This is a genomic window from Halorientalis persicus, assembly GCF_900110215.1.
Classification (GTDB): domain Archaea; phylum Halobacteriota; class Halobacteria; order Halobacteriales; family Haloarculaceae; genus Halorientalis; species Halorientalis persica.
Genome location: NZ_FOCX01000012.1, coordinates 1 through 23092, shown reverse-complemented (window position 1 = coordinate 23092; position 23092 = coordinate 1). Strand labels below are relative to the sequence as shown.

General features: G+C 58.7%; 21 protein-coding genes and 2 pseudogenes. 10 read left to right on the top strand and 13 right to left on the bottom strand.

The features are described from left to right. The first annotated feature begins 92 nt into the window (after positions 1-92). Both BMX17_RS13515 and BMX17_RS13510 read left to right on the top strand, forming a co-directional pair. Positions 93-766 (top strand): annotated as a pseudogene (locus tag BMX17_RS13515) (IS6 family transposase). 321 nt (positions 767-1087) lie between these two features. Beyond that, positions 1088-1753 carry an ArsR/SmtB family transcription factor gene (locus BMX17_RS13510; RefSeq protein WP_170845415.1) on the top strand — a complete coding sequence of 222 codons (666 nt, stop codon included), beginning with the start codon at positions 1088-1090 and terminating at the stop codon, positions 1751-1753. Positions 1754-1928: 175 nt separating this feature from the next. Here BMX17_RS13510 and BMX17_RS13505 read toward each other — a convergent pair whose 3' ends face one another. The 4 genes from BMX17_RS13505 to BMX17_RS13495 form a co-directional block, all read right to left on the bottom strand. Further along, positions 1929-3137, bottom strand: coding sequence for an RNA-guided endonuclease InsQ/TnpB family protein (locus BMX17_RS13505; RefSeq protein WP_092660918.1), 1209 nt, complete (start codon positions 3135-3137; stop codon positions 1929-1931). Positions 3138-3260: 123 nt separating this feature from the next. Continuing rightward, a complete protein-coding gene (locus BMX17_RS25190; protein ID WP_139203516.1) occupies positions 3261-3854 on the bottom strand; it encodes a hypothetical protein in 594 nt (197 codons plus the stop codon). 288 nt (positions 3855-4142) lie between these two features. Further along, on the bottom strand, positions 4143-4700 hold the full coding sequence (locus BMX17_RS13500) for a sigma factor-like helix-turn-helix DNA-binding protein (protein WP_092660916.1): 558 nt from the start codon (positions 4698-4700) through the stop codon (positions 4143-4145). 100 nt (positions 4701-4800) lie between these two features. Next, positions 4801-5973, bottom strand: a complete 1173-nt coding sequence (locus tag BMX17_RS13495; RefSeq protein ID WP_092660914.1) for an MFS transporter — start codon at positions 5971-5973, stop codon at positions 4801-4803. 109 nt (positions 5974-6082) lie between these two features. Here BMX17_RS13495 and BMX17_RS13490 point away from each other — a divergent pair, with 109 nt between their 5' ends. Next, a complete protein-coding gene (locus tag BMX17_RS13490) occupies positions 6083-6514 on the top strand; it encodes a nucleotidyltransferase domain-containing protein (protein ID WP_170845414.1) in 432 nt (143 codons plus the stop codon). Between the two features lie 20 nt (positions 6515-6534). Here BMX17_RS13490 and BMX17_RS13485 read toward each other — a convergent pair whose 3' ends face one another. Together BMX17_RS13485 and BMX17_RS13480 are read right to left on the bottom strand one after the other, a co-directional pair. Then, positions 6535-7230 carry a hypothetical protein gene (locus BMX17_RS13485; RefSeq protein WP_092660912.1) on the bottom strand — a complete coding sequence of 232 codons (696 nt, stop codon included), beginning with the start codon at positions 7228-7230 and terminating at the stop codon, positions 6535-6537. After that, positions 7227-7898 carry a helix-turn-helix domain-containing protein gene (locus BMX17_RS13480; protein WP_092661140.1) on the bottom strand — a complete coding sequence of 224 codons (672 nt, stop codon included), beginning with the start codon at positions 7896-7898 and terminating at the stop codon, positions 7227-7229. The genes BMX17_RS13485 and BMX17_RS13480 overlap by 4 nt, the downstream gene beginning before the upstream one ends. A gap of 184 nt (positions 7899-8082) precedes the next feature. On the opposite strand from BMX17_RS13480, the gene aglF reads away from it, so the two are divergent. Then, the gene (gene aglF / locus BMX17_RS13475) at positions 8083-8850 is read left to right on the top strand and encodes a UTP--glucose-1-phosphate uridylyltransferase AglF (RefSeq protein WP_092660910.1); all 768 of its coding nucleotides are present in this window, start codon (positions 8083-8085) and stop codon (positions 8848-8850) included. A gap of 86 nt (positions 8851-8936) precedes the next feature. Here aglF and BMX17_RS13470 read toward each other — a convergent pair whose 3' ends face one another. From BMX17_RS13470 to BMX17_RS13460, 3 genes are read right to left on the bottom strand one after another with little or no spacing between them, the layout of a single operon-like run. Next, positions 8937-9338, bottom strand: coding sequence for a type II toxin-antitoxin system VapC family toxin (locus BMX17_RS13470; RefSeq protein ID WP_092660908.1), 402 nt, complete (start codon positions 9336-9338; stop codon positions 8937-8939). After that, positions 9325-9567 carry a DUF7557 family protein gene (locus BMX17_RS13465; RefSeq protein WP_092660906.1) on the bottom strand — a complete coding sequence of 81 codons (243 nt, stop codon included), beginning with the start codon at positions 9565-9567 and terminating at the stop codon, positions 9325-9327. Before BMX17_RS13465 ends, BMX17_RS13470 begins: the two co-directional genes overlap by 14 nt. 51 nt (positions 9568-9618) lie before the next feature. Beyond that, positions 9619-11745, bottom strand: coding sequence for a hypothetical protein (locus BMX17_RS13460; RefSeq protein WP_092660904.1), 2127 nt, complete (start codon positions 11743-11745; stop codon positions 9619-9621). Between the two features lie 134 nt (positions 11746-11879). Here BMX17_RS13460 and BMX17_RS13455 point away from each other — a divergent pair, with 134 nt between their 5' ends. Continuing rightward, complete coding sequence (locus BMX17_RS13455; RefSeq protein WP_092660902.1) at positions 11880-13301, top strand: exopolysaccharide biosynthesis polyprenyl glycosylphosphotransferase; 1422 nt, start codon at positions 11880-11882, stop codon at positions 13299-13301. 1970 nt (positions 13302-15271) lie between these two features. On the opposite strand, the gene BMX17_RS13450 is transcribed toward BMX17_RS13455, so the two are convergent. Next, positions 15272-15589 carry a hypothetical protein gene (locus BMX17_RS13450; RefSeq protein WP_092660900.1) on the bottom strand — a complete coding sequence of 106 codons (318 nt, stop codon included), beginning with the start codon at positions 15587-15589 and terminating at the stop codon, positions 15272-15274. Positions 15590-15683: 94 nt separating this feature from the next. On the opposite strand from BMX17_RS13450, the gene BMX17_RS13445 reads away from it, so the two are divergent. Further along, the gene (locus BMX17_RS13445) at positions 15684-16028 is read left to right on the top strand and encodes a helix-turn-helix domain-containing protein (RefSeq protein ID WP_092660898.1); all 345 of its coding nucleotides are present in this window, start codon (positions 15684-15686) and stop codon (positions 16026-16028) included. 303 nt (positions 16029-16331) lie between these two features. Here the strand turns inward: BMX17_RS13445 and BMX17_RS13440 are convergent, their stop codons facing one another. Then, positions 16332-18656 (bottom strand): hypothetical protein, encoded by a 2325-nt coding sequence (locus BMX17_RS13440; protein ID WP_092660896.1) that lies wholly within the window; start codon positions 18654-18656, stop codon positions 16332-16334. A 737-nt stretch (positions 18657-19393) separates the two neighbouring features. On the opposite strand from BMX17_RS13440, the gene BMX17_RS26680 reads away from it, so the two are divergent. Continuing rightward, positions 19394-19933, top strand: a complete 540-nt coding sequence (locus BMX17_RS26680) for an ArsR/SmtB family transcription factor (RefSeq protein WP_211611337.1) — start codon at positions 19394-19396, stop codon at positions 19931-19933. 64 nt (positions 19934-19997) lie between these two features. Here BMX17_RS26680 and BMX17_RS13430 read toward each other — a convergent pair whose 3' ends face one another. Next, positions 19998-20423 carry an HVO_A0114 family putative DNA-binding protein gene (locus tag BMX17_RS13430; RefSeq protein WP_139203515.1) on the bottom strand — a complete coding sequence of 142 codons (426 nt, stop codon included), beginning with the start codon at positions 20421-20423 and terminating at the stop codon, positions 19998-20000. 336 nt (positions 20424-20759) lie between these two features. Between BMX17_RS13430 and BMX17_RS13425 the strand changes: the two genes are divergently transcribed. Further along, positions 20760-21143, top strand: coding sequence for a hypothetical protein (locus BMX17_RS13425; RefSeq protein WP_092660892.1), 384 nt, complete (start codon positions 20760-20762; stop codon positions 21141-21143). Between the two features lie 46 nt (positions 21144-21189). Here BMX17_RS13425 and BMX17_RS13420 read toward each other — a convergent pair whose 3' ends face one another. After that, complete coding sequence (locus BMX17_RS13420; RefSeq protein WP_092660890.1) at positions 21190-21597, bottom strand: hypothetical protein; 408 nt, start codon at positions 21595-21597, stop codon at positions 21190-21192. A gap of 152 nt (positions 21598-21749) precedes the next feature. On the opposite strand from BMX17_RS13420, the gene BMX17_RS25185 reads away from it, so the two are divergent. Further along, complete coding sequence (locus BMX17_RS25185; RefSeq protein ID WP_139203514.1) at positions 21750-22100, top strand: DUF8112 family protein; 351 nt, start codon at positions 21750-21752, stop codon at positions 22098-22100. A 264-nt stretch (positions 22101-22364) separates the two neighbouring features. Then, positions 22365-22997 (top strand): annotated as a pseudogene (locus BMX17_RS13415) (IS1595 family transposase); the annotation flags it as partial. Positions 22998-23092 lie beyond the last annotated feature (95 nt).

Sequence of the window (23092 nt, the reverse complement as noted above, 5' to 3'; positions counted from 1 at the left end):
ACATGGCAGCTAGAGATAATTACAACTTCTCGCTGATGACGCTGTCTAGTTAGTGAGTTTGAGAAAGCGAGGAGTTCTCGGTGCGAGTGTCCATGTCACTCCAAGAACTCCTCAGCGAAAGCTTAGACGCTGAATCTAATTGATGTTTGGGCACGCGAGCGGACGGCGACGCCCGTCAGGGCGTTCGCTGTCCGCCTGCATTCGGCGGGGTTGTCGCTTCGAGAGACAGCGGCGATTTTAGACCTGCTGGGCGTAGATCGTTCGCACCAGGCGATCTGGCAGTGGACGCATCGGCTGGCCGACAGCAGGAATGACCCGACGACTGCACAGCCGTCGCGAGTCGCGGTCAACGAAACCCTTGTCCAGATCGACGGCGAGTGGTGCTAGGCGTACGCGACGATCGACCTCAACAATATGCTGGTACTAGATATCGAGGTTTTCAGCTGCTGTGGCACCGATCCGGCAGCTGCGTTTCTGCATCGACTCACCGAGAAACATGATCTCGAGGAAACAACGTTTCTCGTCGATGGCTACGGCTACTCGACTGCCCTCACTCGATTAGGTTTGAGCGGTCGGCGTGACTACACGGACCGAAACCACACCGAACGATGGGTCAGACCATCAAAGCCAGACTGACCGCTTCCATACGAGCTGGGTGGGCAGTCGGCAGGCCGTCAGAGAATGGTGCCGGCAATTTCGCCGCTATTACAACCAACACCGGCGGCATCAGGCGTTGAATGGGCGAACGCCAGCGGAGCTTATCTAGACAGTGCCTCGCTGATCTGAGTACGCCGAAAGATCGGAAGGGGCCCGCAACTGAATTGAATCAATCGTCGTCGGATTCGTCGGCCAGTACCTCGTACAAGTCCGCGTTTTCTTCGACATCGCGGTCCATCTTTCGTTGGGCCTCCCAGTTCACCGGCATACTACTACAAGAACAATGTCGCCAGATAGGCCTTTCGCGCCTCTCAAAGACGATATCGACAGTCAGGTCCGACTGAATACAGTTTTACAGGCAACCACAAGTCTTTCTACGTTCCAGAGATTATAGAATAGTGTAATGGCCGGCCGCACGACACACCCTGCGATGGGTGATACGACAGAACTCATGGCGACAGTCCTTCGGTTGCTTGACGAGGAGCGGTTGGCATATCTATACACAGAGTTACTGAAGCACGACGACTGGATGACGACACAGGACCTCGTCGAAACGTCTGGACTTCCAGAATCGACGGTCTACGATGCGCTCGGTGAACTCCGAGAAACCTCACTCGTCAGCACTGAGCAGGAGGGGCGAAAACGTCTCTATCGGGCGAACTCCTTCCAGCTGGGCGTCCTCTCGCAAGGAGAGATTACGACGATGACACCCACGACACTCGCAGCGGTTGGCCAACAGCTCGTCGACGAAGACGTCGAGGCGTTCGTCGAGGATTACGGTATCGACAAACTACTGCGGGTGGTGGAGTACGTCAAACCGTACGTTGACGGCCGGATGTCCGAGCGTCTCGCCGCCCGAGAACTCGGTCTGCCAGCGGTCGTCGGAATGACGGTCATGGTCGCACTCGAAGGGGTAATCGAGGAGATGCAAACGGTCGATCCGTACTTCGAGTCGATTCGAGACGCGAGCGAGGACGAGCCACATACACCTGATGACGGACCCGTCGAAGTGCAATACGACGAGACGACTCGCATCGTCATCGAACCGACCGACGACGAGCACTCGGGCGAAGATTCTGTAGAGAACCACCGGTAAGACGAATGGTCGAACTGTCGCTGCGGCGACCTACGAGGTTGAGCTGTGATCCGGGAATCGACTCTCGGGTTAATAGTGATTCGGGAGATGTTAGGCGAATATGTGTCCTTTCGTCAACTGCCCCGCGCACGGTGGCGCGGGGCTTGTCAGTGAACTCGGCCTCTGCCGACCGTGGTTAGTCGGACGGGACAAACCCCCGGTTCGGCGTCACCGTTCCTGACTTCAGGGCGAGTTGACTGTCGCCCGTCCGCCGCGACGACTGGAGGCCGCGACGGACGTACCGCCACCCAACGTTCTTCGCTCCAACGTAGTCCGCGTTCGCCGCCGCACCACACTTCCCGCACTCAAACTTCGCCTGCCTGACGCGGTTCCCTTCGCTCGTGTGCCCACACTCGGGACACCGCCGACTCGTGTTCTCCGGATCGACGTACTCCGTACAAATGCCCTCCTCTTCCGCCTTGTACTCCACGAGGTCAACGAGCTGGCGGTGCGCCCACTGGTGGAACTCCTTCACTGGGGGCGCACGTTCCCTGATGTGTTTCAGGTTCTCGAACGCGATGTACTCGCAGTCGTGTGCCACCGCTTCCTCGATGATGTCGTTGGCCACCCGATGTAGGACATCTCGAACGTATCGGGATTCCCTGCCACTCATCTGCTGGATGGTACGGTGGGCGGACTGCGTACCGGTCTGTTGGAGACTGCTGCGAATCCGCTCGAACTCCCGGTGTCGATGTCTGAGTTCTCTGCCGGACGCGAAGTACGCCGTTGAGGTGGTGGCGATGTTGACGATGCCGAGATCGACGCCGAGAACTGTCCTGTCCTCGTCGTCGCCCTGTTGTTCGACCTGTTTCTCGGGCTTCGGTTTGCGGAACCCAAGGTGCAGGTAGTACTCTCCATCGCGTCGGGTGAGCGTGGATTCAGTGAGTTCCCAGTCCTCATCGTTGAGGTACTGGTATTGATAGCCGTCTTTGTCGTCCGGTAACGCGAGGTCACACCGAATACGGTCATCGACTGTTGCGAGTGAGACCGTGCCGTCGTCGAATAGGGTCAGCGTCCGGGTGTCGTATTTCACCGTCTCGGCGGTGAACTCCGGCCGTGAAGTCTTGTACTCCTCGTCCAGTTCTTCGACGCCAGAGAGGGCGGCTGCGGCTTGGTGGGTGGCGAGGACCGCGTGCTGACTCCTGAGACGCGTCTCCTCCTGTATCTCGTCATAGGCGAGGTCTTGGAGGTACGTTTTCCGCGTTTCACCGTGTTCCCATCCGATCTGGCTGCTGATGTTGCAGGCAGTTTGCCACTCGTTGATGGTGGTATCGAGCAGTTGCTTCTGCTCGTCGGTGAGGGTAGGCCGGGTGATTGCGGTGCGCCTCAGGTAGTCGTCTGCCACGAGATTCAATAGGTGGGAGAGGTACTTAATAGCTCGTGGTTTGTGGCAGCGGGTGTCGGCTTCCTCCCCGCCCACGGTGGGGTGGGGAATCCGCCTTGCTACCTAGTTTGAAGCAGAAGTGAACTAGACCGTGTCGTTATCTCGTTCTACCCAGCTTTCGTTGAGTTCCTGTACTCGATCATCGTATCGGCCGAAGAATTCACCGAAAAACGCCTCAAAACGCGCCGTAACACCTGGCGCAAGTTCACGAGATCGCTCTGGTTCGATGATCATCGCCGCAAATGTATCGGCTGCTTTCTCAGTTGGGTGTCTCCGGTAGTCAGTTGCGCCAGGGATATCGCTCTGAACCATCGGTCCTCGAAGTCGCTCAGAGAGGGCCGTTGCCTCTGTAAGCTGTTCCTCGTCCTCGAAGACCTCACCTCGTGACGATGCATATCCAGTTTTCACATCGATATGATCGTCAATACCATGTCCAACTTCGTGTGCCAGGGTCACTCCTTTTTGCCATCCCGGGAAATCACTGTTTGAATCGCTTACTTCGATTGGGCCGCCACCTCTGAAATATCGTCCTCGGACTGCAGGATCTTCGAATTGAATACCTCGGTTGACAGTCCCGATACCGAATAATTCCTGTGCGATTTCAGCCGCAGCGCCTGCTCGTTGCAGTCGGACCACTTCTGGAATCGTATCGACGCCAGGAAAATCGAAAGTACTCATGTCTTCCCGCCAGGTATCGATATCCAGTGTTATCTGCTCGTGTCTGAGTTCATCACGGCGACGGCTTTCGCAGGGTCTTTCGTTGTGAAGTTCGAGAGCTTGCCGTTTTATCTCCGGTACAGGACCAGTCGGTGGGTCTCGTATCGTGAACGGTGTATTCCTTGCACCTACCCTTTCAAACCCACTATCAAGTGTCTCGATCGGCTTTGGCTCAAATCTATCAGTAGAGTATAATTGATCGCTTCTAGATGGCATCGTGTTTAGAGATTGGAGTGATTCAGGAAGTTGTCAATCCTTCACTAAATCTTCTAAATCGTGAAGCGCTTCAGTCAGGTTTCTCGCGGCTTCCACTTTCGGCGTTACAGATCGAAGGTGTGAATCGACAGTGCTAGGCGAGATTCCTAACACAGTAGCCGTTCGTTGCCGCTCGATATCGAACACTCTCCGAAGTAGATAGACCTTTGCTTGTTTCTCTGGAAGCCACTCACCTCTCGCTAGCAGATCTCCGTACAGGAGCCCAAGCGCCTGCTTTGAGAGCGCAAATTCGACGTTCTCCTCCTGTGCTGTATCGATAAGGTTTCGAATGTGGTCTTCGAGAGACTCCGCTTTGGGTGCCTCAAGGTATGCATCTTCAGTGAACGCAGCTCCGTGAACTTCGCCGAGCATGATTGACTGACGAAGCGGGTTGAAGTACGCGGCTTTACCGGCATACTCACCGATGTAGATGAATGTTGGCTCCGGTTCTTCGGAGTCCGCCAGATCACGACCATCCCGTGGATGAATAATCGGTGGATAGTCATTGCGGTCGGTAATATCGTATGTCGGAAGATCCTGAATAGCAGACATACCTTGCACCTCGTCGGTTGCTACTATACAATAGCAATATTTAAAATCTGGGTTGATCCACGATGATCAGATTTTCGATATATTTCAAATAAAGTTGTTCTCAGAGCCCAAGCCCCAGCATTCGATTCACGACAATCGCGACGACGGCCGCGCTCACCAGCACGGCCAGCAACCCGAACGCGACAGTCCAGCCGACAGTGTCCGAGAGGACGCCGACGACGACACTGCCCGATGCGCCGATCGTCATGTAGACACTTCGGACGAGCCCGAACCCGGCCCCGCGCTCGGCGTCGCTCAGGATGTCCATGAACCGCGACTGCAGCGGCGCGCCCCAGCTCATCCCGACGCCGACGAGGACGCACCCGGCGATCACGACGGCGAACTGTTCGGTCAGGACGAGCACCGCGTACCCGACGGCGGCCATCGCGAGCGCGCCCGCGACGACACCGTCCCGAGAGAGTCGGTCCGAGAGCGACCCGAGCAGCGGCTGTGTCAGGCCGTGGATCACGAAGTACACCGAGAACAGCGCCCCCGCCGTCGTCGTCGAGAGGTCGTGGTGGGCCGACAGAAAGGTCGGCAGAAACGAGGCCGTCGCCTGCCAGGAGAAGGCTCCGAGGACGGAGAGTGCGGTGGTGTATCGGATTTGGGGCCGGGAGAGCAGTTCCCGCACCGCGCCGATTTCGAACCGTTCCCGCATCGGCTGGTCCGGCCGGCGCGGTTCGGTGGACTCGACGGCGAGCGCAAACGCGACGAACACCGGAACCGCGACGGCCGCACCGATCCCGATGGCCGGTCGCCAGCCGTACTGCGTCGCGACGACGGCCGCTGCGATGGGCGCGAGCAAACCCGCGAGCGGTCCCCCGGCGACGTGGACGCCGATCGCCCACCCGATGTCGTCGAAGTAGCGGGCCAGCAACGTCGTCGCGACGCTGTAGTGGAGGCCGGCGACCGCGCCCAGAAGCACCGTTCCGAGAAAGAAGAGCGGGAAGTTCGGGGCGGTCGTCAACAGGAGGCTCGTGACGGCCGTTCCGCCGACGGCCGTCAGAATGATCTTGCGCTCGCCGAAGCGATCACCGAGGACGCCGCTGGGGAACTGCGTCGTCGCGTAGGCGACCCACATTCCCGACAGCGCCAATCCGATAGTGCCGTTGCTGACCCCGAACGCGAGCGTGAGGTTCGGGACGACCGGGCTGATCACCAGCCGCGCAACCATCGTGGCGAAAAACGCCAGCGTACACAGCGCGAGGACGACCGACGCGTACCGACGGCTCACTGACAAAGGTTCGAGAATGCCGGGAAAGATAGTTTTGAAGAGCGAGTCTCCCGTGAGTCATACTCAACGGAGGACAATTCTTTTGGAGAGATACGGTGTTGTGCTCCATATGACAGGGGGTAACGATCATTCGGCAGTGCTGACCGACCTCGCAGAGTCACTCCGCGCAGACGCCGACATCGTGTTTGCAGTGGCCTTCGGTCCCCATATCACGGACGGGACTCATGCTGCGTCCGGCCTGGACCTTGCCGTTAAGTTCACCGACGACCTCTCATCGCACGAACGGTTCCAGAAGCGGTGTTTCCTGTCCGGGGCACTCCAGCGTGAAAACGCTCCGTTCGTCGACGTTTCGGACATCGAGATGCTCCCTATCGAAGTCGCTCAAGACGCCGTCAACGGAGAATTCCTCTATGGTGATAAGCGAGCATTCGGGGAGTTCAAGAGGGAAATCACGGAGGCTTTCGAAGACGAGCGAGATGACATCCGCCGCCACCATCGAGACGTGATAGATCGTATCGCGGAGGAGGGGTTGCGTATCTGACAGCTAATCGTTCTTTTACATCACTGTTCGGTATCGAGACGATCACGCTGGTTGAGAAGGAATTCCTCGACAGCGTCGATATCTTGCTCGGGTACTGTCTGCTGTTCGAAGACACCTTTGAACGAATCCGCAAAACCGGGTGACGTTAGTCGATCCAAGACGACTCCGATACGACGTGCAAGTTTCTCTGCGTCTCCACGGTTGAGATGCACCGTGATTCGTTCGAGATCGGCGTCGCTTCCAAGTACCACGAGGTCGCGGGTATCGGCTTTTCGGCCACTGTGGAGTTTTATCGCAAACAGCAACTCCGGTTCCGGAATCCGGGCCGAAATTGGACGGGAAGTGCCTAATTCTTCGGTGACGGAGTGTTCGGAGAGGTAGCGATACGACCACTCGGCTTCTGTTTGTCGACACCCCAATGCATCGACCATCACATCGAACTGAACTGGGTTTCCGACGTCTTTCTCGAACCTGACAGTACGACCCTCGTACAATTCGTTTCGCTCGACATCAGCGGTTTTCTCGTAGCCACGACCAGTGAGGAGCGCAGTGTAGTCGTCAAGAGCCTGTCCCGGAATCACGACGTCAACATCTGTCGTAAATCGCTGGTTGAAGGCCGCAATCGCCCAGCCACCGACAAGCACGTACGGAAGATCGGCGTCGATCACCGTCTCCAGCGTATCTAGCAACTCGTCTTCGCGTTCGCCAAGACTCATGCGTTCAGGTGTGGATCTGCATGGGACGCGTCGATGTCACGGTCGTACTCGTCAGCGATCATCTCCAACGCCGGTTCGTAGTTCACGCGGTAGTCCAGCATGTGGTCGACCGTTTCGTCTAACGGAACGACCGGGTTGCCGTCGACCCACTCGCGAGTGATATCCTCACTCGTCGGGAATAACACGTACGAGACTGTCCCCTCATACTCGGTTGCATCCAGGCGCTCCTCGATCGTGTTCGGAATCCCGAACTCGTCGAAGAAGGCGGCCCATCGGTCGATATCCCGGTCAGCGACCTGAATAAAGATCGGATAGTCGTCGTGACCGCGAGCGATCTGATAGCCCCCGTGCGTCCAGACGTAGACTCCGTCGATTTTCGTGTACGCGAACGGCATACCTGCGAAATGCGGAATGACGTATCCCTCGTCGATCGAGAGTGGAGCTGATCTGGATATTGCTGCGACGATATCGTAGTAGCTGTCTCTGACATCGTAACTCTCGACGTAAAGGCCGTCATCCCGCCGGATGAAGCCCACCTCTTCCAACCGGTCGACCCAGTCGTAGACCCACGAGTAGGAGCCGTCGATCTTCTGGGCGATCCGCCGAATCGAATCACCAGGACGGATCGCCAACATGATCTTTGCCGCAGTCCCGTCGACGTACTCCATCATCGCTGGTTATCGCTATAGCATCTAAGAGTATTAGTCTTGTCCCGCAATTACTATGGAAAATTATCTTGCTACCGATACCAGATCTCGGGCAAACCCATCTCAGCGAACTTCCTGAGACGAGACCGTATCGAGGCGAAGGCGAGGACAAGAGTTTTGCAGTTGACCCGTCGAGTAAGCGGACATGAAAGCCGTCGTGTTGGCCGCCGGCGAGGGAACGCGGCTACGGCCCCTCACCGAGGACAAGCCCAAGGGAATGGTCGAGGTCGACGACAAACCGATCCTCACCCACTGTTTCGAGCAACTGGTCGATCTCGGCGCAGACGAACTGGTCGTCGTCGTCGGCTACATGAAAGAGGTGATCATCGACCACTACGGCGACGAGTTCGATGGCGTCCCGATCACGTACACCCACCAGCGCGAACAGCAGGGGCTGGCCCACGCCCTGCTGACGGTAGAAGAGCATATCGACGACGACTTCATGCTGATGCTGGGCGACAATGTCTTCCAGGCAAACCTCGCGGACGTGGTCAACCGCCAGCGCGAGAGTCGTGCCGATGCGGCGTTCCTCGTCGAGGAAGTGCCCTGGGAGGAGGCCAGCCGGTACGGCGTCTGTGACACCAACGATTACGGCGAGATCGTCGAAGTCGTCGAGAAGCCCGACGAGCCGCCGTCGAATCTGGTGATGACCGGTTTCTACACCTTCACGCCGGCCATCTTCCACGCCTGTCATCTCGTCCAGCCGTCGGATCGGGGCGAGTACGAGATCAGTGAGGCCATCGACCTGTTGCTCCAGTCAGGACGGACCATCGACGCCATCCGGATGGACGGCTGGCGGATCGACGTGGGGTATCCCGAGGACAGAGAGGAAGCCGAGCGGCGACTACAGGAGACGGGTGAGGCGAGCGCCGATGCTGCGTCCGAAGAGAGTGCGGAGACAGCTACGGAGTAGCTGCCGGCGATTTCTTTGTCCTACATCGTCCTCACTCTCACAGCGTTGATCTCCTCCCACGGCTGAACAGTAGTTGCGGATCCCCGTTACCGAACGATGTCGACGTCCATCAGCTGCTGGATCGGTTGCTTGTCGAAGTCGTTCTTGTTCCTGGTCGCGAGCGTCGCGTTCCGGGATCGAGCGATCGCCGCGATCAGCAGGTCACCAGGATCGAGTGAAGTTCCCGACGAACTGAGCAGATTCTCTATGTCCGAGGCTTCCAGGGCGGCGTCGGCGTCCAACGGGAGGACTGCGTCGACCCTACTTTCTACCTGTTTCCGCTCCGTCCGCCGCCGTGACTGCGACCCGTAGAACGAGAGATACTCGTACAGCCCCACGGATGGCACGATCCACTGCTCGTCTGTTCGCTGGGTGAGATACGAAGTCACTTGGGGGTCGCTGTTCGGCCGCGCGTACTCTACGAGAACGTCCGTGTCAAGAACGATCATCGACGCGTGCCTTTCGATCCTCGAACGACTCGTTCAACTCCTCACGTTTCTCCGCAACGTGGTCTTCAAGGCCTTCAGCCTCGTCCTCGTCTAGCCACCCACCCATCTTCTCGACATCCTTCTCGGTCCGTGCCAACCGGTCCAGCAAGTCATCAAACGACTCCCCCTCCCGTTTTCTCGCCTCGAGCTTTTGCTTCGTCTCGTCCGAGATCCGAATGGAACTGCTCATGTCGAATACAACGTATTCACAGAGTGTAGGTGTTACGCCGATACGCTTCGCTCAAATAGCGATCGGCAACAGCTCGACGAGCGTCTCCACGAGCGGCAGCGCGTAATCGGCGTACTGGAAGTAGACGAGGCCGGTAAACAGCAGGAACAGCGTCGACAGGGCCGCGGGGATCGCGAGCGCAACGACACCAACGCGCTCGTCGAAGTCGAATCCGAGGCCGGCGACGACAGCCCAGATCGCGAGCAAGCCGGCACCTGCCAGATTCACCAGCGCGTGCAGTTGCATTGCCTCCCCCAGCGCGAGGTCGAGCCACAAGTGGGCGAGTAGGAAAGCAATGGCACCGAGCAGGAACGTCCCGACGTACGCCCCGGTGAGCCAGCGCAGGTCGGCGCTGACGGCGCGCTGGACACAGCCCAGGCGAGCGACACCGTACAGTCCGAGGGGAACGATGGGGACGAGATACCGGACGGTGATCTGGGTGTGCAGGGGCAGCCGTTCGACGTTCATCAGCACGAGTGCGACCGTCATTGCGACCGCCAGCAGGTCGGTCTGGCGCGTCGGCCGGCCGAGTGCAGTTCGGAATGCGTGGAGCGAAGTGGTCCGAAGGCGTCGGAGGCCGGCACCGAGAACGCCGAGGAGGCCAGCCAGCAATGGCGCGACTTCGAGCAACGCGAGGTCGATCGCTTCCTGATCGGTCATCCGGTAGTTCACGTACTCGGGGATCCGGCCGCTCCTGAGGAAGGTGTGGTAGAGTCGCTCCGGTTCGTCCTGTGCGAGCGTGATTCCGGTGTCGACGTAGGACCAGCCCTTTCCGAATGCCCAGGTACTTCCCTCGATGGCAACGCCGAGTATGGCCATGAGTGCGGACAGGAGCGTCGCGATCGGGCCTGAGCTGGGGTCGGCCGGCGACTCGGAATCCGGTGATTCCGGTTCTCTCGGGCCGCTTGCCCCGCCCTCTGTCGTCGTGTCGTTGGTCGTCGGTTCGCTTTCGGCCGTCGTCGGTGGCCCGGTTCCGTCGGTTGTCCTCGACGTATCTGTCGTCGGTTGTGATTCGGTGGGTGTCGGCGTGGGCGTCGATCCCCCGCCACCGTTTTGACTGTCGCCACCGTCCTGACCGCCGGTCGCGAGCGGGTCGACCTGACCGGAGAACGAGTCCAGCGACCGGGGCGGCTGGAAGGGGTCGCCGTTGATCGCCGCGTTGGTCGCGAGGAACGGGGTGAGCGCGACCAGGAAGACGACGCCGACGACGGCGAGGTGTTTCGGGTGGTTCGAGCGCCCGGTCGCGAGGTCCAGCGGGACGAAGACGGCAAAGACCACGAGGGCTTCGAGTGCGTGCAGCCACGCCCAGAGGGCGATGACAGCGTACGCGAGTGCGCGGAGACCGAGGGCTCGTCGTCGGGAGTCTGCGGTGCGGCTGAAGTAGAACGCGCCGAGGACGGCGACGACGGCCAGCGTCGAGAGCGCGTGGCGTTTCGGGATCGACGCCCAGAAGCCGACGGGCGAGGCGATCGCGGCCGCTGCTCCGAAGAGCAGGCCGACCCGTCGGCTGTGGGCGTGGGCGAGGACGCGGTAGAGGACGACCCCAGCGAACGCGACGGCAAGCATGCCCGTTATCTGGAGTGCGAGGAAGGCGGTCCAGCGGTCGGGGAGGGGCGCGGCGATGAGTGCGCTCCCGAGGAACGTCAGCAGTCCGAGAGCCGCGCCCGTGGTAGCGACCGGGCGGTATCGACCGAGGAGGCGTCCGAGACGGTCGAACAGGAGCATGAGGAGGCCAGACCACGCCGCGGCGAGGACGAGTCGGAGGTCGAAGAGGACCGCGAGAGCGTCGAGGAGCCAGAGGGCTGGGAGCGAGAGGAAGATATGGGCGTAGTTGCGGGCGTAGACCGCTCCGTCGGCGTACCAGAGGCCGGGTTGGGAGCCCACCGTGAGCGAGTAGGTTATTTTCGTGATCGCGAGGTGGCCGTCGGCGACGTTGACGAGTCCGTTGGCGATGGCGTAGCTGTCGGTGAGGAACACGCCGACCCGCCAGTAGGTCGCGAGGACGGCGAGCGTACCGAGAAAGAGGACGGCGCCGTAGCGGTCGCCGAAGAGGGCGCGTCCGAGTCGTCGCCGCCATCGGTCGGCAATCTCGGTGAATTCCTGTGAGCCGATCTGCACGATTTCCGACAGCCGTGTCACGTACCTGTCTCTGCGGGGCGACAATAAGAGGTTGTCCCCGAGTCGACACGTCGAAACGGGCGTTCGACGGTGGTCAGACGCTCGCGTGACGGCTGTCGTAGGTCTTATGTCCGGCGGTCGAGTGAAAAGTTTCAATGGCAACGGGCTGGCGGTATCGGGTCGCGAGCGTTCTCGGGACTGCCAGTCTCACCGCGTTTGCCGTCTGGTTCGTCAACTACCCGTTGATTCAGGACACGTTCAGTCAGGTGCCGTTCGTCGGCCGGCCAGCGCCTGCCGTGCTGTCGAACGGCGCGCTTGTCTTCGTAATCTTGACGGCGCTCGTCGTGGTTCTCGGTGCGATGTGGCCGCTGTTCAAGCCTCGGCCGCGGCGTGTGCTTGATACGATCTTGCTCACGCAGAAACGGGTGTTTCTCGCAATGGTCGGCCTGGCTGCGCTGGGGTATTTCGACTATAACTATCGGATGCCGCGCGCGACGCTGATGCTCGGGACGGCTTTCCTGTTGCTCTGGTTGCCCGCCTGGATGGTCGCGATCCGACGGCGGCCGAGCGAGCAGTCCAGAGCGATCATCGTCGGTGACGATCCGACTGCGATGGAAGCTATCTTGGAGGAAACCGATCTTCCCGTGATCGGGTACGTCTCGCCGCCATCGTCCTACGAGGCCACGGAAGAAGCCGTGGTCGGAAAGCCGGAGGTCTCAGATGGTGGTGCTGTCACGACGCGGCTGGACGAACTCTCGAATCTCGGTGGGTTGTCGCGGCTGGATGAGGTGTTGGTGAAATACGAGATCGATACGGCGCTGCTGGCGTTTGCGGATACCGATCGTGCGGAGTTCTTCGGCACGCTGGACACCTGTTTCGACCACGGCGTGACAGCGATGGTTCACCGCGACCACGCCGAGGACGTGTTGACAGCTGGTGTGGCCGGTGGTGAGTTGGTCGAGGTAGATCTCGATCCCTGGGACTGGCAGGATTACGTGGTCAAGCGGGTGTTCGACGTGTGTTTCGCTGCCTGTGGGTTGGTCGTATTGTCGCCGGTGATTCTGGTCATCGCCGTGGCGATCAAACTGGATAGTTCCGGTCCCGTGTTGTACAGTCAAGAGCGGACCGCCGAGTTCGGTGATACGTTTACAGTGTACAAGTTTCGGAGTATGGTTACTGATGCCGAGGCCGGAACTGGTGCGAAGCTATCGGAGGAAGACAGAGGCGATGTCGATCCGCGTGTGACACCGGTCGGGCGTGTCCTTCGGAAGACGCATCTGGATGAGATTCCACAACTGTGGTCGATTCTTGTGGGCGATATGAGTGTCGTGGGTCCGCGGCCCGAGCGGCCAGAGTTGGATACGGACATGGAGTCTGGGGTCGAAGACTGGCGACGGCGCTGGTTTGTGAAACCCGGGTTGACCGGACTCGCACAGATTAACGATATGACCGGGCACGAACCACAAGAGAAACTCCGGTACGACATCGAGTACATCCGCCGACAGTCGTTCTGGATGGATCTAAAGATTGTCGTCCGGCAGGTGTGGGCCGTTTTGATGGACCTCAAACAAATATGATGTTTTGTACTGTTTAGTTTTTTCAACAGAGGAGTCTCGTAGATGGGGTTGCCACCGTGTCGAATGTCACAATCTCGATAGTAAGAAGATAGTTGAGATCCAAACTGATGTCATAATACGGTTGTATCTCCCGTGAGATCGCGCTTGCAATGGTTACGGGGACGGTGAGGGGGATGAATTTATGCTGGTATACTAATGATGGGCGTATATCTGAAAACCGCTAGCCGGCAGCCGGTGAGGGGGATAGTTAGCGACTAATAATAAGAAGAAGCAGAACCGAGAGCAGAAATAATGCGGAAACCACGACACACCAGTAAACAATCGTACATAGACAGCAGGAAGAAGCCACAGGAAAGCCACTGTGGGTGACCAGCAAACGCCGACAGGGCTTGGCCACCGCACGTACCTACCAGGGATGGAGACAATACGTAAGACACCTGCGGGAGCCACCAGACACCACGCCACGAACACAGGATAGTCACACACGTAACTAATCTACTGGACCAGCGATCGCTGCAGACACCCAACCGGCACCGATCGACCGTCCATGTGGGCTGTCGACTGAGCACCAGCAGACGGCGCTACAGGCGATTTCACACTGAACAGGCAGTACCACATTCAAAGCAGCACGCCGGCCAGGAACAGCCTGTGAGCGGCACGCTCCCGGTAGCTGCTGCAGACGCCAGCAACCGACGACTGAACCCGAATCGCGTGCGCGGCCCCGTGACCCACAGTGTGGCGACTGTCGGCCAGCACACACCGATCCACCGTGTCCCGAGGCGACGGGCGCGACAGCAGTCCGGTCGGAGCCGACCAACTGACCTGTCCGACCGGCCGTCGCTGCCCTCGAAGGGCCACACCCGGTGAGTGCTACCTGACTACGATCATGATTGACCCGTGCCACGCAGAGCATACGCAGATCCACCAAGCCAAGAAATGGCTGAAGCACACCGACTCCCGGGATACCGACACGGTCGCTCAAGGGGCTGACAGCTGTTCACTTAATGGACGAGGGTGTCGTAGACCACCTCCGACGGTATTAGTTACCTGTATGCGGTGACCTGACTGATAGGTAACTGTGGCTGCCATTCAAGGAACCACGCGTCGAGTGTGTTTCTGGATACGGGGAGAGCGTCTCTACCGTCCCGAAACGCCCGTGTTTCATTCGACAGCTGGGGTGGTAAGGGTACGTTGTTCTCCCCCTGCTCTGGCTGCTATCGGCTAGTCCCAGCGACAGGTCTGCGACCGGGTCTATGACACCCCCATAACCAACAGTTGAATTATATATTTGGGCCGCCGTGGCTCTCCACCGTCACCGTCGACAGCACCAGGCAGTGGTCACCGCGGCCTAGAGTTGCTTCCTGCCTCTATTTTTCGGCCACCGGCACACCCGGCGGGCTGTGGGTTCCCTGGCACCCACGCCCAGCCACCCCGGCCTACTGGCCACGACCTAGACTGGCCTCCGCCCCACATCGTGTCACTGCGACCGTGCCACCACACCGCACAGTTTTCCCCACTTGTTCTTCTAATTAGTCGGTGTGTGTCCCCCTCACCGCCTGCCGGCTAGCGGTTTTTGCGCGTGCCCGCCTCACCGGAATACGGGGACAACGTGGCCGTATTACTGTCCCCCTCACCGCCCCCCTCACCCGGCTGTCGGGGCCGTGACTGGGGCGTGTCCGGGCCGATACAGCCATGTCTGGCCAACATCACGAACGTACTCCATCGTCCCACCGACGGCCCCTGCAAGTGAGCGGTCGCAGGTTGCGTGTAATGGTCTGACTGCCACCGAGACAAGTCACCCCACAGTCCCTGGTGACACCGTGGTATCGGGGACACGCTCACCATCCGGCGAGTGTGCCGAGACTGAGTGGGTGTCCACCGACAAGCCCCAGTCTCCAGAACGAGGGGCTAGTAACCAACTGACTGGATTACCCACGGAGGAATCCTCGCGCTTCAGCGCGGGGAAGAAGTCAAGCCCAGTCGTGGTTTTCCCAGCCCTCGTAGTGCTTCAGTCGGCTCTTGATCTCAAACGGGTCCCAGTCGCACTCGTGGTAGAGGACATCGGCCATCTGACTGAACTCGCTGTTGTCGAGTTCAATCCCTCGGGTCCCTCGGTTCGTGATGTAGGGTTTGGACCGCAGATCGTCGAAGATGTCGCTAGCAGTGGGGTAGTCACTTGGCTCGATAGCAGCAATCGAGAGAAGATTCTCTTCAACGATGGGTGACCCCCACCGATGCTCAGCTATCATCGCGGCGAGGAGAGCACATTTCACCGACGGCTTACGCATATCCCTCGGTTCCTACCCCTTCCTGATAAGAGTACGTTAACGCGCAGTTACGTCCGTGAGAATAGTTATATGCTTCCACCGGTAAACCAAAAGTATGAGCGAGTCATCGCAGACACACCCGGCAGCGGAGACGGATACTAAGGCGGCCCGCTTAGAGAACCCGAGCGGCGTCCTCCATCTTTTGCAGCACGAGAGCGTCCCGATCCTCATCGATGCCATCCTCACCCTTCCGCCGGGGCGGGAGTTCACCAAGACAGAACTGGCGGATCACGCTGGTGTGACCCGGCAGACAGTGAGCAAATACATCGATCTCCTGGTAGAAACCGAGATCGTTGAGGAAGTAGCGAACTCATCACCGCGCCGGTATCGAGTCGCCAAGAGCGATGTTGTGCAGGAGCTGTTCGAGCTGAACAGTGCGCTGAACGCGGCCGGTGAGTGACATCCTCCACACGGCTAAACAGTAGTTGCTGAAGTAGGGTTATTGATATTTTCTGCTCCGGCTCTTACTGGTTCTGAGTGCCGTGCACCGAGTGCACGGAAATCTCGGGTTCTCAGAGGTCGCTCGTCAAAAGCGATAGCTGCCGAATCAGCAACTACTGTAAAGCCGATGGCTTTCGCCTCGCTACCGCTGTAACTCCAAGTCTCAATTTGTGTGCCCATCAGATTCGGTCGATGCATCGTCTGTACTGATCGAACCAATGGAGCGAAGCGCCGGTATGAACTATTCTATGACACCCGCTAGTCAGTCTCGGTCGTCATCGGTTGACTCGGCAGTTGCGTCGGTTTCCGTTGTGTCGGCGGTCTCGTTGGCTGTCGTTTCGTCCTCGGCGGTCGTGGCAGTCTCGTCGGTCGCATCCTCGTCAGCATCACTCTCGTCGGTGGTCGTGTCGGTTTCATCCGTACTCGTCTCGCTGTCCGGGTCAGCAGCCTGCTCGTCGTCTGGCGTCGATTCGTCGGCGCTGCCCGTGGCAGCCAGTGGATCCGTACTCGCTATGATATCGTGTTCATCCCGCGGGAGATCATGCGTCATCTCCTCGGCTAACTCCTCAGGAAGAGCGGGACACTCGCCAAATTCGGGGAGATCCGGCGACGTAAGCTTGCGCGGGTACCGCCAGGTGCGGTTTTGATACCGGCGATTCCGACCCGACTCGTCCGGGTCCGGATTGCCAGCCTTTTCGAAGTGTTCGGTCACTGTGCCAAAGGGGCCGTCCGCCGGTTCTTTGCGGTCGGTGAGCTGTCGATACCACTGCCGGGCATGGGGCCGGATGACATCGAACAAAATGTGTTCATCCTCCTGTTTGACGGTGAAGGCGCCGAAGTATTCCCTCAGAGCACCTTTGTACCGATTCATGTGGCCTTCTCGGTCCCAGTCGCCCTGTGGGACGTATGGTTTGAGTTCCATGTCTTCGAGATAGCGGAAGGTCGGATACGGGAGATACGTCAATCGCGTCGGCACGAAGGGCGGGTAAATCTTGCTCCATCCCTCCGGCAGTTCCGCACACTCTTTGACGGCGTTGCCGTCGGCGTTTTCAATGATGTAGCCGTCACCGTCTGTCCGGTAGGCCGGCAGGTCATACTCGAAGGTGGCGATCGAGTCGGTCGCCGGCCCCGAGGCGACAACTGTGCCGTCGGCGACGAGTTCAAGCTCGCCCTCGGGTGTCAGCCACCACTCACACTCCGGAATGTTCGGGGGCAACAGTGGTGTCGGTTCGTCAGTCCGTGTCAGTTCGTCATTGAGATTGTAGAGGCGAGTCCGGTCGTCGTCGATCGCCCGGAACGGCTTGTCAACGGTATCGATCGAGCGATCCGCGTTCGCATAGGCTGTATCATCGGCAGTGGGTGCCCAGACGATGAGGACATCGATGTTCCAGTGGACAGCTCGAGCGATATTCGTGAGGAGCCCTGCGGGCCCGTTCTGACACTCGACTTCGACGATTACCAGTTCACCATCCGGCGTGAGCGCCCAGATATCGGGAACTGAGTCATTCTCCTGCTCGACTTTGACGGCCATCCAGCCACGTTCGCGAAGAATCTGGATGATATCGAGGATTGCCTGAAGATGCTCGTCACTCCCATCCTGGACGGTACGGGTATCGACAGCCTCGGCGATGTTTGCTCGTTGTGAGCGTGCCGTGGCTGCCATGGGTTTCGAGAATTCATCAGGTGAGATTAGCTCCAGTTCCGGTGGGTCCCGACCGGGCACCACATCCCACGGGCTGTCATGGGCCAGGGACGGCAGCCCGATCAGTTGCGTGAGATCGCGTTCTGAGACGATGAATTTCGGGAAATAATCGAGTTTCGAGTAGATCGGACTGGCCCCGATACGTCCGCGCAACAGGTCCTGATACTCCAGGTGGCCAATGAACAACTCTAGCAGTGTCTGTTGCTCGTCGACCTTGATATCGTGATAGCCAGGAACCGCCGGTTTCGAGCCATCAGCTGCATACAGATATTCTCGAAGGGCGACGAGATTCGAGCTTAGATCCAAGTTTGCAACACCGGAACTGGGTGTCCGAGAGTGTCCTTCATTGACCAGCCGAGAGATTTCGGTGTCAGTTGTGGCCTGGTGTCTGGGGCCAAACAGGGCGATGCGGCTGCTGACAGTGAAGCTGGTCGCATCCTGATTCTGGATTAGCACCTGGTAGAGATGGGGTTCGTCACGGAGTTCTGTGAGGATCTGTTCGAAGCCATTTGCCGCCTGGTGGATATTCGAGGCCGCGGTGACACGCCGGTTGCGGCGGTTCACCAGTCGTGCAGTTGTGACGGCAGAGGCACCCAGTGGTGCAAACGAAACGCGGACCGGGTTCAGTGTAGTCCCCTCCGGGAGTTGTGTCTTGAGTTTCCGTTGTGCGATCGTGAGGGCATACCCCAGCGTCCCCTTATCAGGTGTGGCACCGTTGCTGATCGAATCGGTCAGATTGAGTTGTGATGAATCGGTGACGTGGCTGGGCTGTTTGGGCAGGGTTGGCAGCTCGAAAGACAGAACGTAGGTCTGCTCGCCGTGGATATCCGGGAAGGAGAGAAACTCGACGACATCGAAATCGACCCTCGAGTTGTAGAGTGCCACGATCGCCGCGACCAGGCCCTGTCGGAGGGCCCGGTTGGTGGCTATATCGTCATCCGGTGGGACGATCCAAAGTCCTACTTTCCGGATATAGGGATTGGTTCTGGGCTGGAGGGTTCGATCGGTATCGGTACCAGACGTTGTGGAGTCGGTTGGTTCGTCTGTATTTGACTTATTTGTTGCCATACGTTGAGATTGAGGGGTCTGAGACGACGGTTGGCGTTGGGACTGCGTTCTGCTTGGAGCGGCAGGAGGACCGATCAGACGAGATCGTCTGTGCCAGCAAACACGGCTGTTGTTGGCTCCGTCTCGTCGCCGGTCCCCACGCTAGCAGAGTCTCGACAGCGCTATCTCTGCGCCCATGAGAGTTGGCACTGCTGACCAACTCCGTCGATTTGGGGGCTATCAGGACCCTTGAGAGCGGGACCAGTTGGACGACACCTTGTTGCGATGTGGCCATCGTGGATCGTCGCTCTTCATTTGTCGAAATCTCTTTGCGGGTGCTCGCTAGAACGCAGCGTACCGATGCAACGAGGGTCGCTCCGGATGTTTGGTTTGACTGACTCGATTAGCTACACTGTGTATTATAACCCCATGCCACTTAAAGGCATAGGGATATGATTAGAATTGGATTAATATACTGTCGTATGCCCCTGCAACCAAAATTACCATGATCAGACACAACAATGATCGATAGCGACAGCCTAGTCTCGCGGGCCGAGCGTCGGGGGCCAGACTGGATGGTCCACGAGACAGACGATGAAATTCTGGAAATGCTTGGAAGGGGGCTTTCAATAACCCCGCGTGTGATTGAGCTAAACGGTGATTTTGTCACTGCAGGCCGGGTATCACAACGGCTTGGCGTCCTATTGGACCATGGTCTTGTAACCCGTGTCGAGGATGGCTATTACCGAATTACCGATTTGGGGAGGCAGTATCTGCGTGGTAAGCGAATCGTCAACGAAACCGAGACCGGCAATACGTATGCTGGCGCGTATGGATCAGGGACGAACGAATATCTACTGTATAAAAACGGCGAGGAGTGGTCGCCACCAGATACGTCCTCGGGACGGCTGTCGTGGGGTGACCAGGGTGGCAATTCAGGGCCACCGATGGTGATTCGGGCAATCCTTCGTGATGTCACTGACGAGGAAGAGTTCGATCTCACCTTCCTGCAGGCTGCCGCTCGCCAGTTTCAGTTGTATTCTAGACGCGAGTGGACCATCAGCCAGACGCTGCTCATCGCCTATCTGAAACAGTCCAGTCCTGAAGAGTGGTGATACGTTTGGTAGAGCGCTTCAGAGGTTGTATCACAGCAGGGGCTCCCACAGCCGACGCGCCCGCTCAATAGAGCGGTTCGAAGAGGATGTGGTCGTACTTGAGCTGGGGCCGTTTGGCCTTCCCCGACTGTGTGAGATCGATCACATCGTACTCGAGCAGCGTCTCCAGGTACCGGCTCATGTTTCCGCGGTTGACATCGAGATCGTCGGCCAGCTGGGACACGGATTGGACCTCATGTGTCCGAAGATGCGTGATGATCTCGTGAAGGTGGTCTTTCGTCAGCTCCTGGGCGGCCTCGAGTGGCAAGATCACCGCATCGCCGAACTCGCTGTCGGTCAGACTCTCCGAAAGCTCGTTTCGCAAGCGCAGCTGTGGCGCAATATCAGCAGCTTCTGGGTCGAGGGTAACACCTGAGGGCAGATCATCCGGTGTGCCGACTGCAGGTGGCGTTTCGGACTCGTCGTCAGTGTGGTGTGATTCGTTGTGCATAGATCTCCCGGGCCCGGTGTGGACCCATTCCGTGTATAGTTGTATGGCCATACAAAGGTATAAGTCTTGGTATCAGCAGCGCTATAGAGCGTTGTATGATCAAACAATAAAGTAGTTATAGCCACAGAAGCCTGTCTCTGCGAGACGAGTTGTCAGCACCAAAAACTTTAAGTTCTATCAGACACAAAACACAGACAGGAAGTATCTGCTGGCGATCTGGCTCGTCTCTTTCCTCCGAGTCGCTCCGTTGCTCGCAGGCCACACCGAGCCCCAGCAGAGGAACCGACGGACAACTACAACGATGACACGAAACACACACTCAGCAGGTGAGACCGCGTGACTGCCGGCGAGTTCGATGACCACCTGGCGGCACTCGCCGCGGTTCACGACCCCGACGAGTCCAACACAGCGCCAGGTCTCTTTCTCGGCACCATCGAGGGGAAGTCCTACTACCTGTTCAAGGACCCCGAAGGCTGGGCTACGGGCATCTACGAACCGGGAGCCATCGACGACCCGACAAATACCGATATCGTCCACATCGACGATGTCGAGTACCACGACGGTCCACATCTGGACCGGGAGTACACACCGCCGAGCGTGCCGAAAAAGATCTATCTCCCGAGTCTCGATACGTTCGATGATGCCGTGGCCCACCTTCTGGCAAACTGGGAGGCCTATGTCCGAGAATACCACCACTATCAGTGCCAGCAGGAGGGGTAGCCAGGTTGCAATTCGGTCCCTGAAAAGCGATTAAACTCTGATTCGGTCACTGACCTTGCGTCTCGGTCGTCTCGACCAAATCGACTGCATTCTCGATCGCTTGGGTCGACAGGTCTGCAGACTCTAGATCGGCGTCTGTGGCGTCGGTGGTCTCGGGGTGTTCGTCGGTTCTGAACAGACGGTCAAGACCGTCAAGTGCGGCAGTGTATCGGAACAGCGCCGTACGGTCGGGATGAGCCCGGTAGGTCCCGTCAGGCGTCGTCTGGATGTGGTCGGTAGTGTGGAGTCGGTCTATCGCGGCCAGCGCTGTCGTGGCTGAGATTTCGAGTTCGGTTCGGATCTCCTGGCGGCTGTACTGGTGTTCAGGATGGCGATACAGCAACGCAATGATCGCCGATGTCGTCGTGCCCGGCGTCAGCACCGCTGTTTCGAGCGGATCCGGGTCGGTGGGCATGTACGTGGTGTCTGTGTGTGGACGCTATAATCTTGTGGGGGTCGGTGGATCGCATCAAAGGCGGTCCAACGGATGGAGTGCTGGTGTGGGCATGCTTGGTGGGATAGTCGGTGGGCTGTGCTGGAGTTGGGGTACTGCGAGGAGAGTGGACTATGTCAGAACGTCCAGCAGCGAACTGTTGTGAACGGTCAGTCGAACAGGTATTGACGGGGCTCTTGCCCGGTAGCACGACAGCGCCGGTGCAGTGTACCGTCTGTGAGAGGCAGTTTCAGGATGGCGCGGATCTCGTGGTGTATGCACAGCGGTGTGTGGATGGTGGCGTCTGGGAACTGCCTCGGGTGTACTGTCGCAGTTGTTTCGCCGGGGTCGAGCCGACGCTTGGCGTGTGGGAGGCGGTCGTGACCGCGCGGCTGGGGTCGATGCTGATCCCGACGGGGCGGACCCATCGGCCCTGTCTGACTGAGGTCGGGGTTCGGACGCTCAGTGGGCCGAGTGAGGGGTAGGATTCTGGTTATCTTGTTTTGACCTCACCGTCTCGGAAGTCTACCACGCAATGGCGTACTAACACGACCCCCCGAAGAGATGCGGGCGGTCGAAGAACACCGTCGAGAGCTTCACGCAAACGACGACCCGAAAATCATCACCGGCCCCGAAAACCTGCCAGAATCGTAGCCAGGCAGGTGTCATTTCTGCTCGCTCTTCTGTAGCGTAGCGGAACTGAGCCACGGTTCGTAAGATTATGATATCTCGCCGAAAGAGGGACGGTTGTGACTAACAATCGCGCCGCTCTCGGCGAGATGCTTATGGATCTTGTGGAACTGGGACAATAGAGTTTCGGCCCAAGGCGCTCGACGGCATCGTCGAGCGGCGACTCAAGGCCATATAGGCGGCGCGATCGTGCCCGAACTGCGGTGAGAACGCCTCCAAGCACTCGAGGACTCCGAGCGGATCTGGTGCGGACGATGTGACTGGAAAACGACGTACACACGCGGGACACCGTTCTACGATTCGGAACTCGCTCCCGGGGAGTTCCTCATCGCGTTCATTCTTACGCTGATACCCACCTCAGCATCAACCAGATCGCTTTCCTCCTCTCACCGACCTACAAGACTCTCCACGGCTGTATCAAAGAGACCGAATCGGCGTTCGTTCGTGGCTTTCCGACCGTCTGGGACCGTATCTCCCAGACGGTCGGTGGCCCGACACAAGTCGATGAAACCCAGCAGGTGTGTTCTGGGTACAAGGGGTAAGATCCACTGCGGGAAGGGCTAGATCGTGGCGGTTCACCAGACGGAGGGAGAACACGATGGACTGGAGAGCAGAGAGATGAACTGACACTCGTCGCGGGGTGCCGCGACGATCTCCGAGTGGTATCAGCAGAGGAAGGAACGCGTTACGACGGCACTGTCTAGTTGAGGGAGTTTGAGAAGTGAGCAGGTCGTAGTGAGTGGTGCCTATGACACTCAAAGACCTGCTCAGTGAGAATTTGGGAGTG

What these genes read in the sequence shown, in the direction of transcription:
- BMX17_RS13510 (WP_170845415.1), top strand. Translation starts at nt 1,088, where the DNA reads ATGGGTGATACGACAGAACTCATGGCGACAGTCCTTCGGTTGCTTGAC.
- BMX17_RS25190 (WP_139203516.1), bottom strand. Translation starts at nt 3,854, where the DNA reads ATGAGTACTTTCGATTTTCCTGGCGTCGATACGATTCCAGAAGTGGTC.
- BMX17_RS13500 (WP_092660916.1), bottom strand. Translation starts at nt 4,700, where the DNA reads ATGTCTGCTATTCAGGATCTTCCGACATACGATATTACCGACCGCAAT.
- BMX17_RS13490 (WP_170845414.1), top strand. Translation starts at nt 6,083, where the DNA reads ATGACAGGGGGTAACGATCATTCGGCAGTGCTGACCGACCTCGCAGAG.
- BMX17_RS13485 (WP_092660912.1), bottom strand. Translation starts at nt 7,230, where the DNA reads ATGAGTCTTGGCGAACGCGAAGACGAGTTGCTAGATACGCTGGAGACG.
- BMX17_RS13480 (WP_092661140.1), bottom strand. Translation starts at nt 7,898, where the DNA reads ATGGAGTACGTCGACGGGACTGCGGCAAAGATCATGTTGGCGATCCGT.
- aglF (WP_092660910.1), top strand. Translation starts at nt 8,083, where the DNA reads ATGAAAGCCGTCGTGTTGGCCGCCGGCGAGGGAACGCGGCTACGGCCC.
- BMX17_RS13470 (WP_092660908.1), bottom strand. Translation starts at nt 9,338, where the DNA reads ATGATCGTTCTTGACACGGACGTTCTCGTAGAGTACGCGCGGCCGAAC.
- BMX17_RS13465 (WP_092660906.1), bottom strand. Translation starts at nt 9,567, where the DNA reads ATGAGCAGTTCCATTCGGATCTCGGACGAGACGAAGCAAAAGCTCGAG.
- BMX17_RS13455 (WP_092660902.1), top strand. Translation starts at nt 11,880, where the DNA reads ATGGCAACGGGCTGGCGGTATCGGGTCGCGAGCGTTCTCGGGACTGCC.
- BMX17_RS13450 (WP_092660900.1), bottom strand. Translation starts at nt 15,589, where the DNA reads ATGCGTAAGCCGTCGGTGAAATGTGCTCTCCTCGCCGCGATGATAGCT.
- BMX17_RS13445 (WP_092660898.1), top strand. Translation starts at nt 15,684, where the DNA reads ATGAGCGAGTCATCGCAGACACACCCGGCAGCGGAGACGGATACTAAG.
- BMX17_RS26680 (WP_211611337.1), top strand. Translation starts at nt 19,394, where the DNA reads ATGGTCCACGAGACAGACGATGAAATTCTGGAAATGCTTGGAAGGGGG.
- BMX17_RS13430 (WP_139203515.1), bottom strand. Translation starts at nt 20,423, where the DNA reads ATGCACAACGAATCACACCACACTGACGACGAGTCCGAAACGCCACCT.
- BMX17_RS13420 (WP_092660890.1), bottom strand. Translation starts at nt 21,597, where the DNA reads ATGCCCACCGACCCGGATCCGCTCGAAACAGCGGTGCTGACGCCGGGC.
- BMX17_RS25185 (WP_139203514.1), top strand. Translation starts at nt 21,750, where the DNA reads ATGTCAGAACGTCCAGCAGCGAACTGTTGTGAACGGTCAGTCGAACAG.